Source organism: Gottfriedia sp. ABJ_BB2_2 (assembly GCF_055484705.1).
Genome location: NZ_JBVFKR010000001.1, coordinates 701,329 through 714,913, shown reverse-complemented (window position 1 = coordinate 714,913; position 13,585 = coordinate 701,329). Strand labels below are relative to the sequence as shown.

Annotated in this window: 12 protein-coding genes and 1 riboswitch; of the genes, 5 read left to right on the top strand and 7 right to left on the bottom strand. The window is 31.7% G+C overall.

Annotated elements, in window-relative coordinates; genetic code table 11:
• Positions 1-17 precede the first annotated feature (17 nt).
• Entirely contained in the window at positions 18-1,592 is a 1,575-nt protein-coding gene (locus ACX6U0_RS03675) for an L-lactate permease (protein WP_464958643.1), read from the top strand.
• Between the two features lie 59 nt (positions 1,593-1,651).
• On the opposite strand, the gene ACX6U0_RS03670 is transcribed toward ACX6U0_RS03675, so the two are convergent.
• From ACX6U0_RS03670 to ACX6U0_RS03660, 3 genes are all read right to left on the bottom strand, one after another.
• On the bottom strand, positions 1,652-1,849 hold the full coding sequence (locus ACX6U0_RS03670; RefSeq protein WP_464958642.1) for a YwbE family protein: 198 nt from the start codon (positions 1,847-1,849) through the stop codon (positions 1,652-1,654).
• Complete coding sequence (locus ACX6U0_RS03665) at positions 1,849-2,031, bottom strand: hypothetical protein (RefSeq protein WP_087998441.1); 183 nt, start codon at positions 2,029-2,031, stop codon at positions 1,849-1,851. The genes ACX6U0_RS03670 and ACX6U0_RS03665 overlap by 1 nt, the downstream gene beginning before the upstream one ends.
• 95 nt (positions 2,032-2,126) lie before the next feature.
• Positions 2,127-2,261, bottom strand: coding sequence for a hypothetical protein (locus ACX6U0_RS03660; protein ID WP_377896796.1), 135 nt, complete (start codon positions 2,259-2,261; stop codon positions 2,127-2,129).
• Between the two features lie 112 nt (positions 2,262-2,373).
• Here ACX6U0_RS03660 and ACX6U0_RS03655 point away from each other — a divergent pair, with 112 nt between their 5' ends.
• Positions 2,374-2,517 carry an imidazoleglycerol-phosphate dehydratase gene (locus ACX6U0_RS03655; RefSeq protein WP_464958641.1) on the top strand — a complete coding sequence of 48 codons (144 nt, stop codon included), beginning with the start codon at positions 2,374-2,376 and terminating at the stop codon, positions 2,515-2,517.
• A gap of 120 nt (positions 2,518-2,637) precedes the next feature.
• On the opposite strand, the gene ACX6U0_RS03650 is transcribed toward ACX6U0_RS03655, so the two are convergent.
• The gene (locus tag ACX6U0_RS03650) at positions 2,638-3,105 is read right to left on the bottom strand and encodes a hypothetical protein (RefSeq protein ID WP_464958640.1); all 468 of its coding nucleotides are present in this window, start codon (positions 3,103-3,105) and stop codon (positions 2,638-2,640) included.
• A gap of 206 nt (positions 3,106-3,311) precedes the next feature.
• Here ACX6U0_RS03650 and ACX6U0_RS03645 point away from each other — a divergent pair, with 206 nt between their 5' ends.
• Complete coding sequence (locus ACX6U0_RS03645; RefSeq protein WP_464958639.1) at positions 3,312-6,041, top strand: dynamin family protein; 2,730 nt, start codon at positions 3,312-3,314, stop codon at positions 6,039-6,041.
• Positions 6,042-6,079: 38 nt separating this feature from the next.
• On the opposite strand, the gene ACX6U0_RS03640 is transcribed toward ACX6U0_RS03645, so the two are convergent.
• Positions 6,080-6,337 (bottom strand): hypothetical protein, encoded by a 258-nt coding sequence (locus tag ACX6U0_RS03640; protein WP_464958638.1) that lies wholly within the window; start codon positions 6,335-6,337, stop codon positions 6,080-6,082.
• A 170-nt stretch (positions 6,338-6,507) separates the two neighbouring features.
• Positions 6,508-7,440, bottom strand: a complete 933-nt coding sequence (locus tag ACX6U0_RS03635; protein ID WP_464958637.1) for a DUF4349 domain-containing protein — start codon at positions 7,438-7,440, stop codon at positions 6,508-6,510.
• A gap of 191 nt (positions 7,441-7,631) precedes the next feature.
• A riboswitch (cobalamin riboswitch) is annotated at positions 7,632-7,831 on the top strand.
• 145 nt (positions 7,832-7,976) lie between these two features.
• Between ACX6U0_RS03635 and metE the strand changes: the two genes are divergently transcribed.
• Both metE and abc-f read left to right on the top strand, forming a co-directional pair.
• Positions 7,977-10,256, top strand: coding sequence for a 5-methyltetrahydropteroyltriglutamate--homocysteine S-methyltransferase (metE, locus tag ACX6U0_RS03630; protein ID WP_464958636.1), 2,280 nt, complete (start codon positions 7,977-7,979; stop codon positions 10,254-10,256).
• A gap of 516 nt (positions 10,257-10,772) precedes the next feature.
• Positions 10,773-12,590, top strand: a complete 1,818-nt coding sequence (gene abc-f / locus ACX6U0_RS03625; protein ID WP_464958635.1) for a ribosomal protection-like ABC-F family protein — start codon at positions 10,773-10,775, stop codon at positions 12,588-12,590.
• Positions 12,591-12,663: 73 nt separating this feature from the next.
• Here the strand turns inward: abc-f and ACX6U0_RS03620 are convergent, their stop codons facing one another.
• Positions 12,664-13,500 carry a YitT family protein gene (locus ACX6U0_RS03620; protein WP_464958634.1) on the bottom strand — a complete coding sequence of 279 codons (837 nt, stop codon included), beginning with the start codon at positions 13,498-13,500 and terminating at the stop codon, positions 12,664-12,666.
• Positions 13,501-13,585 lie beyond the last annotated feature (85 nt).

Below are 13,585 nucleotides of genomic sequence, written 5' to 3'. Positions count from 1 at the left end.
TTTGAGGAGCATAAATTATGTTAGTAGATGATTTTAATCCATTCAATAATCTTGGCATTTCAGCATTAGTTGCAGCCATTCCAATTTTTTTATTCCTTCTATGTTTGACTGTTTTTAAAATGAAGGGTATTTACGCTGCATTAATAAATTTATTGATAACCTTCCTGATTGTTCTTTTCTTCTTTAAATTACCAATCGGAGAATCAATTGGCAGTATAATACAAGGGACAATACAAGGAATATGGCCAATTGGCTATATTATTGTGATGGCAGTGTGGTTATATAAAATAACCGTACAATCAGGTAAATTTGATATTTTGCGTGGGAGTATTGTCGGTATATCCCAAGACCAACGGATTCAGTTTTTAATAATAGGATTTTGTTTTAACGCTTTTCTTGAGGGAGCAGCCGGTTTTGGTGTACCAATTGCAATTTGTTCTGTCTTATTAGTTTCAGTAGGATTCAAACCTTTACAGGCTGCGATGCTTTGCCTAATAGCAAATGGAGCTTCAGGAGCTTTTGGAGCAATTGGTATTCCTGTGGGAATTATAGACACATTTGGTTTAGAAGGTAATGTAACTTCTATGAAAGTTTCAATGATGACTGCTTTAACTTTACCTATTATTAATTTTACGATACCGTTTCTATTAATTTGGTTAATTGATGGTATAAAGGGAATAAAAGAAGTATTACCAGCGATTTTAGTAACTTCAATAACGTATACAATATCCCAGGCATTTATGACAATTTTTATTGGACCAGAATTAGCAGATATCATACCTGCATTGTTAACAATGGGCTTATTGGCACTATTTTCAAAAAAATGGCAACCTAAAAATATTTATTTAATGAATGGTAAATCATTCAAATATGAAAATATTTCCAAAAAAGATATTTTGAAAGCTTGGTCTCCATTTTACTTATTAACACTATTTGTTTTATTATGGAGTTTAAAATCATTTAAAGCATTATTTGTTGAAGGTGCAATTTTTGCATCAAGTGTTCTTAAATTTATCATTCCTGGATCTTCTATAAATGTAAGTATTGATATAATCGGAGCAACTGGCACAGCAATCCTTTTAGCGGCATTGGTATCATTAACAACTACAAAGTCGATTAATTTCAAGGAAAGCCTTGCTCTTTTGAAGAAAACAATTTCTGAATTTTGGATTCCAATCATAATGATTTGCGCGATTATTAGTATTGCAAAATTAATGACTTATGGAGGTTTAACAATTGCAATAAGTCAAGCATTAGCAACAACTGGAGATTTCTTTCCATTATTATCACCAATTTTAGGTTGGATTGGAGTGTTTATGACAGGTTCCGTTGTAAATAACAATACATTATTTGCTCCAATTCAAGCGCATGCTAGCAGTATTATTGGGACAAATCCAGCATTATTAGTTTCGGCTAATACTGCTGGAGGAGTAATGGCCAAACTTGTTTCACCTCAATCAATTGCAATCGCAACAGCAGCTGTTGGAGAAACTGGAAATGAGTCTTTATTAACAAAAATGACATTAAAATACAGTTTTGGATTACTTGCATTTGTTAGTATTTGGACATTACTCTTGTCAATCATTTACTAGTTTGGGAAATCAATTATAATAGTAATGAAACAAAAAAACGACTGATATTCAGTCGTTTTTTACTTTTTAATGATGTCTTTCACTCTTCCAACTTGGCCGTCTTCTAACCTAACTTTAATGCCATGTGGATGAGAAGGAGATTTTGTTAAAATGTCTTTAACGATTCCAGAAGTTAGTTTACCTGTACGCTGGTCTTGTTTTAATACAATTTGAACTTGATCTCCAATTTGAATAGTAGAACGAATTTGTCCGTTCATTATACGCCCATACGTTTACGTTGATTATTTGGCTTTTTTGTTATTTGATTTTTTTTCGTCATATCTTTAACAGCATTTAATCCTGTATTACCTGAAGATTGCTGTTGTTTTTTACTTGCAAGCTTTTGTTTCATTAGTTCTTGCAAACTAACTTTCTTTGGTTCATTGATATTTTCACTCATTTAATGTTTCCTCCAATTTTATCTTACTTTTATAATGACTTGTTGAAGGAAAATAAGCAAGTCCGTTTCAGAGAATACATAAAATATAATGGTTTTTAGCTTTGTTTTTCTTTATTTTTCTCGTGAAACTCTTCCATTTTTTTACTTTTTGAATAAGCTGATTCTTCAGAATGTCCAAATTGATCAACAGAACTTTTTTGTGGTCCTTTGTTTGTATGTCCTTTAGCCATTTCAAATCCCTCCTTTTTAGCTATTATGTGCTATATTGCCATTTCTTATTTTGAATAAACTTTCTCATGATATGGAAATCTAAACATGAATACAGGCTAAGGAGGAGAAGAAATGACTAGTAGAAATGGAAGTAAAGGTAGCAAAAATCAAAACGCTCCAGGATTACATGGACAAGCAACACAAAGTGGAGATAATAACAAAGGTACAGACTATCGTTCTAAAAAAGGCAGTAAATCAAAAATAGAATTACACTAAAAAAACGCCCCTTAACGGGCGTTTTTTTATCTAAATGAAATTAAGTGAGTAAAAAGTAATACGCCATAAAAAAATAACACTCCATGGTTACTTTAGCGCTATTTCAACAAATTTATACATTTATTCCTTAAAACTAAAGCCTTCTTCGTCTAAATACTCAGCAGCTTCACCATAGCTATTGAATGTGCCATCAAGATTTTCTCCAGCATATACATTCCACATATCCATTTCAGATACTAGCTTTAATGTCTGTCCACTAGTGTTCACCCATAATTCTTCTACTTCTTCATCGTCTTCTTCAAAATTTGGTTCAAAAGATAATTTATCGATTGATTTTGTAATAATAGAGCGCAGTTCGTCTTCACTAAAGTCTCTAATATTAACCATACCTTTGTCGTTTGTTCTATAGCCTTTTATTCCTTCTGCATATACAAAACCATTCCCATTTGGATGTAAATGAAAGACGACATTCTTTTTTTCTGTTAAACTTTCTTCGTACTGAAAATTTGTACGACCAAGTGATACAGATTTTTTTGTTAATTCTGGGAATGATTCGATAATTTCAAGTTTTTGTTCGTAAGTTAGCATATTGCCTCCAAAAATAATGTTATTTTTCTATGTTTTGTGAGTATCGTAACAAATATAACAAAAATGTATAAAAAAAGACATCTAAATGTCACATTTTATACGTCATTAATTTGGTAGAATAAGACTGCTAAATAAAAGGAGAATTGTATCCTTTTCGTCTTATACTCAGAAATAATACAATTTATTATACATAGTAGGTGATCAACATGACAGTAAAGCAACAATTTATTGAGAAAGAATTTTATAAAACGTTTTTAAATGGTACTGAAAAACAACCGATTGCTCAATTAGCAAATATTTTTAGAACGCCAGATGAAGAAATCGACCTTTCATCAGTTCGCTTTGCACAAGGTGAAGTATACTTTGAAAATAAAGATTTCGAGACTGCTGTGTTTAAATGGGAAAAAGTTGAAAATCAATATAAAGATTGGGCTAAGAAAAATATTGCTGACGCTTATTACGAGGTTGGTGCATTCGATACGGCCGAAAAGCTGTATAAAGATGTAAAAACTGAAAGTAGAACGTTAACTTCAGAAATTTTTCTTCAATTATTTTCTTTGTACATCGATATTTCTAATTATGAAGAAGCAGATCGTATGATTAAACAAGCAGTAAAATATAATCCGGACTATCCAAATGTTACGAAAATTGCTCGTAAATTTTATGAAAAAAATCATGATTGGAATAGTGCGGTTGATTTAGCTTCAAATGAATCAATTCGTACGGAAGATTTAAAATGGTTTATTGTTTTAAGAGAATACATAGAGAATGGTGCAACAAATGAAATGTCACCAAACTATTTTATGGGGCCTTTATTATCACTAGCAAAAGTTGATTTAGAGCATTTTGAACTAATGGTTGAAGCACTTTGGAATAGTTATAGAGAAAAATCTGAATATGTAAATTGGTTACATACATTTAATCAAATGTTGTTCCAAATTAATGTAGAAACAGGGGTAAAATGGAAACGACTTCCATCGATTTACTCATATACGTATAAAGAATTAATTGAAGGTAATTATTTAGTAGCACAACTAGAGGAAATGATGCCAAGTTTCTTAACGAACTGGTTAAGAATTACTGATTTTGATGGTGCAGTTTTAGCGACAACTGCAACACTTGCATGGGATCGTTTATTCCCAGGTAGATTAGATTATCAAATTGTTGTTGATGCTGAAATGGCATTTGAACAATTACAACAAATGCCAGATTGCTTCGAAAATGGAAAAGAATTATTTGAAAATATCCTTCAATGGGCATTGATAAATGAAATTGAAGTGGGCAATCGTTTTGTTTGGTGGACGAACCAATTAACAAACTTTGATCATACAACGATGCTAGTAGCTGGAACAATTGGAAATGGAAAATCATCATTTGTAAATTCACTTTTAGGTGAGAAAATGATGGGATCTTCTACGACAATGCCAGTTTTATTTGAGCAAAGTGTTGATACAAATATTACAGTGTATTCAAAAGAAGGAGATACTAGCCTTGCTGAATATGCAGACTTTTATGATTTAACTACTGTTGAAAATGAATTGTTAAAAGGAGACGAGTTAGTTCATTATGAATTACCGAATCCTTTTTTACAAAAGCACAAAATCTCAATCATTGATACACCAGGTATTGATGGAACAGATTTAAATACAAAAGCATTACTTCAATCAGTGAAGCTTGCTGACCGTCTTGTATATGTTTTAAATGCAACAGCCCCATATACAGAAGCTGAAAGATCATTATTGATTACGATTCAAAAGCAATTACCAACATTACCGATTCATTTCATTTTAAATAAAATGGACTCAATCTATAGTAATGATGAAGTTGATCGTGTTCATGCTGAAATTGAAGAGAAAATTAAGTTAGACTTCCCAGCTGCGAAAGTTCTACCGTATTCATCAATTTACAGCAATCAAGATCAATTTAATGAACTAGAAAGATTCATCGAAGGAAATGTATTATCGACAACTGCAAATTCTAAGCAATCTGAGAAATTATTATTGGCAATCCGCAAGTTAATTAATTTCTTATTAGAAAAACGTGTTGAAAAAGAAAATGATTTACATGCAAATGTTCAATGGAACGAAGTATTAGATGAAAAATTAAATGGCTTACTTCACTCTTTAAAAGATAAAGAGATGGAACACGCACATACAATTTCTAGCACATATCGTGAGCTTAAAGATGAAATTAAGTACGATTTAAAACTAAGCATTCCTGCTATGTTAAAAGAGTGCAAGGAATTAATAAAAGAAGATAGTGATTTTAATTCGATCTTAGAAACACTAAATGAAGAAATGAATAATCGAATTCAAGAATATGTAAGACAAACAACATTACCGAAGTTAAATGCGGCACTTCAAAGTTGGATTAGAGAGTCTGGTTCTTTATTAGAAGGGACACAAAGTTATCTAGCTGATATGTGCGATTCATTAAACACTTACATGGGAAGTGAACAGTTAAGTCTTGAATGTGATTTCAAAGTTTTAGATGATTGGCGTCGTGATGCAGATCGTATGACAAGTATGATTCAATTAGATGAGATGAATATTTTATTGAATTCTTCTCCATCACAGTTCTTGTTAAAAAGCTCGGGCTTAATATTAGGTTTATTACCTCAAAATAAATCTAAACTTGTTGCTCAATATCAGAAATATGTTGATAACGTTAATTATGATGAAGTATCTTCTTCAATTTCAACAAGATTCTTTTTACAGTTTGAAATGTTTGAAAAAACATTACCAAGAGACTTATCAATGTTCTTACAAACGCCATATGAACATTTATATGAACTTGTTGATCAAACAAGAGAATCGATTTCAAATTATGTAGCAATTCTTGAAGAAATGAAAGCAAATCCAAGTGGATACTTTGATCCAATCACATTCTATACAGTTCGATTAAGACAACTAGAGTTTTTAACTTTACGTAAATAATAAAAGAGTGTACCGAATTGGTACACTCTTTTTGTAACTTATTCATCCTCAGAGTCTTCTTCATATGGAATATAAACGACGATTGTTTGGTAGCCTTCTTTTACTTTTACTTGACCACCATAAGGGATGTCGTGAATGATGATGCTACCTTTTGGGTCAAGTGAAAAATGTCCAATTTTATCATGATCTTCATCCAATAATACTATTTCATGATCATTTCCTAGAATTCTTACTCCATCATTACAATCAACTTGTATTTTCCAATTACCTAGTTTGCTTAATAAGAAATGTTTCATCGTTTTTTTCTCCTAATTAAAGTAATCTACAATATTAATCATAACGTTTTTAGATAGAAATCAATATAAAAGAATCATGAATAGAAGTGTTTATGTTGATAAAACAAAGTAAAACGCTGATAGTACAGCGTTTTATTTTGATTGGTAATTTATTCTATTTTTATTCATTATTATTTCGGAATATTCCAGTCTTGGTATTTCTTCACTGCTTTACGTGCGATAAAAAATCCAGCTACTAGTATGATTAACCAGATGATAATGAATACAGAGTTACCGATAATGAATACTGTAGTATTTTTGAATCCTGTTGAGATATTTTTAAGATTGTCTTTAAATTTAGCAGTAATTCGATCACTTACCGTTTTAGGCGGCGTAGTGTCTGTTATTTCAGCTACTTCGGTAACAGAAAGATTAATCGTACTGTAATTGATTAATGAATCATATGTCTTTATTGTTGTTGTTAAACTTTCAATTTCGAACCGAACGGTTGTAAGTTCCTTTTCAAGCTCTATGATATCACTGAGTGAACCTGATTTTTTCAATAAACTTAGAAGTCTTTCTTCTTGTATTTTTAAAGATTTAATTCTAGTTTCTGTATCAAAGTATTGATTTGAAATATCTTCAGTTGAAATAGATTTGGAAGTCACATTTCCAATCGTATTCATTTTTGATAGATAAGCGTTTAGTTTATTAGCAGGAATTCGTAAAGTATACTGTGCAGTTCTAGATGGGAATTCGTCAATATTATCATCGTCATATTTTTCTAGCATTGATGTACCGGTGATATGATTGGACTCAATATAACCATCAAATTCAGTGACAGATTTTTCTAGTGCATCGATGGTTTTTTCGAATTTTTTTGTCTCAAGCTGAAGCTCAGCAGTTTTTATTAATTTACGTACGATTCCTTTAGTAGGTTCATTAATACTTTCCTTTGAATCATTTTGATCGACAGTTTGTACGTCTGCTCTTTGTTTTGGAGCGGTATCCATTTGCATTGATTTTTCACTTTCCATACCATTCGAATTTGAACAAGCAGATACTAGAGAAATGACAAGGAGAAACAAACCGATTTTTTTAAAAACTTGTAAGATATTCACCATTCATATTCACCTCTATTTTTTATCGAACTGTTTAAAGTATGACATATTATGTATTGTTAAAATTTTCTAATTTAGTTCACTATATCATAAGTAGTCTTTACTTCAAATAATGAAGTGACCTTTTCTAGGACTTTAGTAAGAAAAAAATAAATATTTTGACTATTAAATCAAATTATGACAAAATAATGAAAACTAAATAGTGGGGAATAGGTGTGAATGTTTGATTAACTTCAAAACATTTACTTAAAAGGGAAGTTTGGTGAAATTCCAACACGGTCCCGCCACTGTAATTGAGGAGTAAATAAATACATACCACTTATCTATTGATAGGGAAGGTTTTTATTTACGTTGATCCAAAAGTCAGGAGACCTGCCTATTCTAACGACGCTGTTCGACCTACGAGAGATAGGGAGGTGCCTTATGTATTGGAAACTGACATGTAAGTATTCTGTTCATTTGTGTTTTCCTACTTAAGAGCATTTTTATCTCAATTAGATAAAAATGCTTTTTTATTTTCAAAAAAGGGAGTGTTTTACATGGTAAACATAAGTAATCTAGGATACCCAAGAATTGGTGAAAACCGTGAATGGAAGAAGACATTAGAGTCATTTTGGAAAGGGAATATCACAGAAGAACAATTTGAGAGTGAAATGAAATCAATTAGACTTCAATCTATCGAAAAACAAGCTCGTTTAGGTGTCGAAATCATTCCTGTAAATGATTTTACTTACTATGATCATGTTTTAGATTTTGCAACAATGTTTGGCTGGATTCCTACTCGTTTTGGAAATTTGACTGAGCAACCTTCATTACATACATATTTTGCATTAGCTAGAGGGAATAAAGAGCTTGTAGCGTGTGAGATGACAAAATGGTTTAATACGAACTATCACTATATAGTGCCAGAATATCAATCTGATCGTAAATCGAAATTATTATATAACAAACCACTTGCGTCATTTTTGGAAGCAAAAAATGAATTAGGTATGATAACGAAGCCTGTTATATTAGGCATTTATACGTTTACTAAGCTTTCAAAAGGATATAATGAAGAAGATAAAAATTCAGTTATAACAGAGTTACTTCCGGTCTATATCCAAATGCTAAAAGAGCTAGAAGATGCGGGGGTAGAATGGGTGCAAATTGATGAGCCTGCTTTTGTATTAGAAGAAGCAAATGAAGATATTCAGTTAATAAAAGACATTTATTCGGAAATTTGTGAGGCCCTTCCATCATTATCAATTATGCTTCAAACGTATTTTGAAGGAATTGAACAATATCCTGAGTTGATAACAATTCCAGTTAAAGGAATAGGATTAGACTTTGTACATGGTAGAAAAGAAAATGTACAGGCATTAAAGAAATTTGGTTTTCCAACGGATAAAGTACTAGCCTGCGGGATTGTAAATGGTAGAAATATTTGGAAAAACAATTTAGACGAATCAATCCAATTGATCGAAACACTTCAATCACTCATTCAACCAAAAGATTGGTGGATTCAGCCTTCATGTAGCTTATTGCATGTCCCAGTTACTAAGAAAAAAGAAGATTCGTTAGAACATACTGTAATTGATACATTAGCTTTTGCAGATGAAAAATTAGAAGAGTTAGTCGTGTTAAAGAAAGCTTTAATGTTTGGTAGAGATGCCGTAAAACAAGAAATTGATAAAGTGAAACAAAATTTCGAACAGCTTAATAAATTAACTTCTAATACAGATGATGTAAGAAGTTTAAGTGAAGAAGATTTTAATAGAGCTATTCCATTTAAAGAACGATATCATTTTCAAATGGAAGCATTGAAATTACCATTATTACCTACCACAACAATTGGTAGTTTCCCACAAACTAAAGAAATCAAAATTGCTAGACAACAATGGAGAAAAGGGGAGCTTACAGAAGCCGACTATCGTCATCTAATAAATTTGAAAATTAAGGAATGGATTGAACTGCAAGAAAAACTAAACTTAGATGTATTGGTACATGGTGAATATGAACGTACAGATATGGTAGAATATTTCGGTGAAAAGTTAAAAGGGTTTGCCTTTACTAAAAATGCATGGGTTCAATCATACGGTTCAAGATGTGTAAAACCACCGATTATTCATAGTCGTGTAGAATTTGTTAAACCAATGACAGTTAATGAGACTAGCTATGCTCAAAGTTTAACCGAAAAGCCTGTAAAAGGGATGTTAACAGGGCCTGTAACAATTTTAAACTGGTCATTTGTTCGTGAAGATCAAGCAAAGGAAGATATTGCGAATGAAATTGCGCTTGCTTTAAGAAAAGAAATAGAGGCGCTTGAGGAAACAGGTATCTCTATTATTCAAGTAGATGAACCAGCAATACGTGAAGGCCTACCACTGAAAAAACGAAATTGGGAAGAGTATTTAAACTGGGTTACTCGTGCATTTCGCTTAACTACAGCAAGTGTTCAAAAAATGACGCAAATTCATACACATATGTGTTATAGCAGTTTTTCTGACATAATGGATGCGGTCATTGAACTAGACGCAGATGTGATTTCAATTGAACATGCAAGAAGTCATGAAGAATTTTCTTCATACTTAGCAGAAAACCCATACCCATTAGGAATTGGTTTAGGGGTGTATGATATTCATAGTCCACGTGTCCCATCAGTTCAAGAAATGGAGCAAAATATAGTTGGTTCATTAAAAGTGTGTGATATTCAACAATTTTGGATCAACCCAGATTGTGGATTAAAAACTCGTGATGAAACCGAGGTTATTCAAGCACTTACAAATATGGTGAATTCAGCAAAGAAAGTACGAGAACACTATTATTCTATTCTTTCGTAATAGCACGAATAGTCATGAACGAACATAGAGTATTGTATAAATCGCCACGAATGATTCGTACTATTTTGTGATATATTAAAAATTAAGTATTGAAATGTATTTAAAAGTAAGCTACTATTTAATTAATATTTTGAAGGAGGCATCAAATTTAGACACTATGTACATGATCCGATAACTTTTAAGCTAATTAATTTTATAGCAAAAAAGTACTCTGCCTGAAGTCAGAGAAATTGGATTAGTCTGTCTATATTTAGTGCCGTGAATATTAAATAATTAACCATATGCAATGTATAAAAACGTGGTTTTATTTAATTGCAACTTTTTTAGACATTTTTGTATTCGTTTTTTATGTAACGAATATGATTAACAATTCGTCCATTTACACACAGGCAGATGCTTGTGTGTTTTTTATTTTTTCGGCTCTGTGAAAATTTTTGTTGATGTTGAACTTTAACATAAAATTTTGTTCTAAAAATGAAAACAGAGCCACTTTTAAAATCGGATGGAGTGATTTGTATGTTTATTATAAAAGCAAATAATGTAGGAATTGAGTTAAATGGTTTAATGATCTTTGAAAATGGTAACTTAGACATTAAAGAAGGAGAACGAGTTGCATTAATCGGAGAGAACGGTATAGGGAAAACAACTTTTATTAATGCATTAATGGGTAGATTGCCAATTCAAAAAGGGAGTCTGCAAATTGAGTTTAAAAAGGATGAAATAGGTTGGCTATTAAATGATGAGAACGAAACTGAGCAGATGTCTGCAAAAGAGGTAGTAGCATCTGCCGATGAAAAGCTTTTCTTTCTCAAAAGAAAAATAGATCAATTATCAAATGATTTATCGAATGAACATCACTTAAATGAATTTAATCAATATTTAAGTGAGTATCTTGAGTTAAATGGATATGAGTGGGAATCAACAATAGAACAATCACTTAAAAAATTTCAATTACCGCAATATGTTTGGGAGATACCTTATTCGCAATTAAGTGGGGGACAGAAAACAAAAGTGAAATTAGCTAAAATTATGTTGAAGCAACCGAGGTTATTAATCTTGGATGAACCTACGAACCATTTAGATAGTGAGTCAATTGACTGGTTAACGAACTGGCTAAAATCTTATAGGGGAACAGTGCTATTTATATCACATGAAAGGCAGTTTATTGATGATGTTGCAACCAAAACAGTTGAATTAACTGAAAATGGAACATATAAGTATAATGGTGGTTATTCCGAATATAAAAAGCAAAAAGAACATGAAAGAATAACGAACCAAGCATTGTATGACAAGCAAGAAGCAGAGAAGAAAAAATTAATTGAAACAATTAATCAGTACAAACAATGGTTCACACAGTCACATAATGCAGCAAGTGAACGTGATCCATTTGCTAAGAAAAAAGCGGGTAAAAATGCACTGCGATTTAAGTCTAAAGAAAAAGATTTAGAAAGACTTGAGCAACGCAAAGTTGAAAAACCTAAAGAAGTTAAATCAATCTCAGCTAATTTTGAAAGTGAATCCTTTTCAGCAAAACATATGATAACATTTCAACAGGTCAACTTTGGATATGAAACCAAAAAGAATATTTTTGAGCAATTAACCTTTACATTGAATCGTGAAGATCGATTAGCTGTCATAGGAAAAAATGGTTCTGGTAAAACAACATTTTTAAAATTATTAACTGGCTTGCTAGAACCTACTGAAGGGTCTGTACGTCATAATCCGCAATTGAAAATAGGTTATTTTATGCAAGAGCTTGAAACGCTTAATGAAGAAACAACGATTTTAGATGAAATATTATCCCTTCCAAATATGACTGAAACGGAAGCTAGAACGATTCTTGCCTGTTTCTTGTTTAGAAAAGAAGATGTATATAAAAAAATAGGTCAGTTAAGCATGGGAGAAAAATGTAGGGTTGCTTTTGTGAAACTTTATTTTTCAGATTCAAATTTACTTGTTTTGGATGAGCCAACTAATTATTTAGATATTCATACAAGGGAACGAATTGAAGAAGCATTAGCTGTCTACCATGGTGCAGTTGTAGTCGTTTCACATGACCCGTATCTACTAAAGAAAGTATCAAATCGTGTAGTCCACATAGAAAAAGGTACGTTTTACGAATTTAAAGGTTCGTATGCGGAATGGAATGGAAGGCAATTTATTTCAAATGATCAACAAAGCTTGTTAAATGACCGAACAAGACTTGAACTTGAAATATCAGCAATGATAGCTGCGGAACTTGAGAGTGAAGAGGAACAATCGTCCCAACTAACAAAAATTGTAACATTAAAACAACAACTTGCTGACATTGAGTTGAAATTGAAAAGTATGTAGAAAACGAACTGATGTATTTGTGTAAGTGAGCAAAAAAAGTGTGTTTCACCAATCTGGTGAAAACACACTTTTTTTATACATTTGGTAAAGTAAAGCCTTCACCAAAAACATCACGTACATCATGGATGACAACAAAAGCCTTTGAGTCAATACCATGAATAATTTTTTTTAATTCAAATAGCTCTTGCTTATTAATAATGATATAAAGCGTTTCTTTTCTTTCACCTGAAAAGTGGCCTTTCGCTGGAAAAATCGTTACACCACGGTTCATTTCATTTGATACCAAAACTGCTATTTCATCTGCTTTGTCAGAAATAACCGTAATCGCTTTTTTAGGGTTTAGTCCTTCTATAATATAATCAATGACTTTTATTCCTATATAAATAGAAATAAGTGTATACATTGTTTTTTCAAAACCTATTACAAAATAACCACCTGAAACAACGATTAAATCAAATGCTAATAGCGTTTTACTAATACTCCATCCGAAGTATTGATGAAAAATTTGGGCAATGACAGTGGTGCCACCAGTTGTACCACCTGAACGAAAAACGATTCCTAAACCAAGGCCAATGAATATTCCTGCAAAAATAGTACCTAATAATGTTTCTTCCGTAGGAACTCCTAATCCTTCAGTTAATCGTATGAACAAAGAACTTGCCACGATTGAGATGATGGTATAGAGAATAAGCTGCTTTTTTAATAATTTATATCCAATGATCAAAAGAGTTGCATTTAATATAAACATAACGATACCTGGAGACCATTCAAAAAGGTAATAGGTTATCATCGTGATGCCAATAAAGCCACCTTCTGCTAATTTATTAGGAATTGCAAAGAAGTTAATTCCGATTGCAAAGATAGCTGAGCCGATCAGTAGTCCAATTATTTCAATGATGTATTTACGCAACGTTACCCCTCTTTTTTAAAAAAATTTAATCATAACTACTATTCTATCTAAACCAATTAATTGAAGCAAAATATTTTTAATTAAA

What these genes read in the sequence shown, in the direction of transcription:
- ACX6U0_RS03635 (WP_464958637.1), bottom strand. Translation starts at nt 7,440, where the DNA reads ATGGTGAATATCTTACAAGTTTTTAAAAAAATCGGTTTGTTTCTCCTT.
- ACX6U0_RS03645 (WP_464958639.1), top strand. Translation starts at nt 3,312, where the DNA reads ATGACAGTAAAGCAACAATTTATTGAGAAAGAATTTTATAAAACGTTT.
- ACX6U0_RS03675 (WP_464958643.1), top strand. Translation starts at nt 18, where the DNA reads ATGTTAGTAGATGATTTTAATCCATTCAATAATCTTGGCATTTCAGCA.
- ACX6U0_RS03650 (WP_464958640.1), bottom strand. Translation starts at nt 3,105, where the DNA reads ATGCTAACTTACGAACAAAAACTTGAAATTATCGAATCATTCCCAGAA.
- ACX6U0_RS03660 (WP_377896796.1), bottom strand. Translation starts at nt 2,261, where the DNA reads ATGGCTAAAGGACATACAAACAAAGGACCACAAAAAAGTTCTGTTGAT.
- abc-f (WP_464958635.1), top strand. Translation starts at nt 10,773, where the DNA reads ATGTTTATTATAAAAGCAAATAATGTAGGAATTGAGTTAAATGGTTTA.
- ACX6U0_RS03665 (WP_087998441.1), bottom strand. Translation starts at nt 2,031, where the DNA reads ATGAGTGAAAATATCAATGAACCAAAGAAAGTTAGTTTGCAAGAACTA.
- ACX6U0_RS03640 (WP_464958638.1), bottom strand. Translation starts at nt 6,337, where the DNA reads ATGAAACATTTCTTATTAAGCAAACTAGGTAATTGGAAAATACAAGTT.
- ACX6U0_RS03655 (WP_464958641.1), top strand. Translation starts at nt 2,374, where the DNA reads ATGACTAGTAGAAATGGAAGTAAAGGTAGCAAAAATCAAAACGCTCCA.
- ACX6U0_RS03670 (WP_464958642.1), bottom strand. Translation starts at nt 1,849, where the DNA reads ATGAACGGACAAATTCGTTCTACTATTCAAATTGGAGATCAAGTTCAA.
- metE (WP_464958636.1), top strand. Translation starts at nt 7,977, where the DNA reads ATGGTAAACATAAGTAATCTAGGATACCCAAGAATTGGTGAAAACCGT.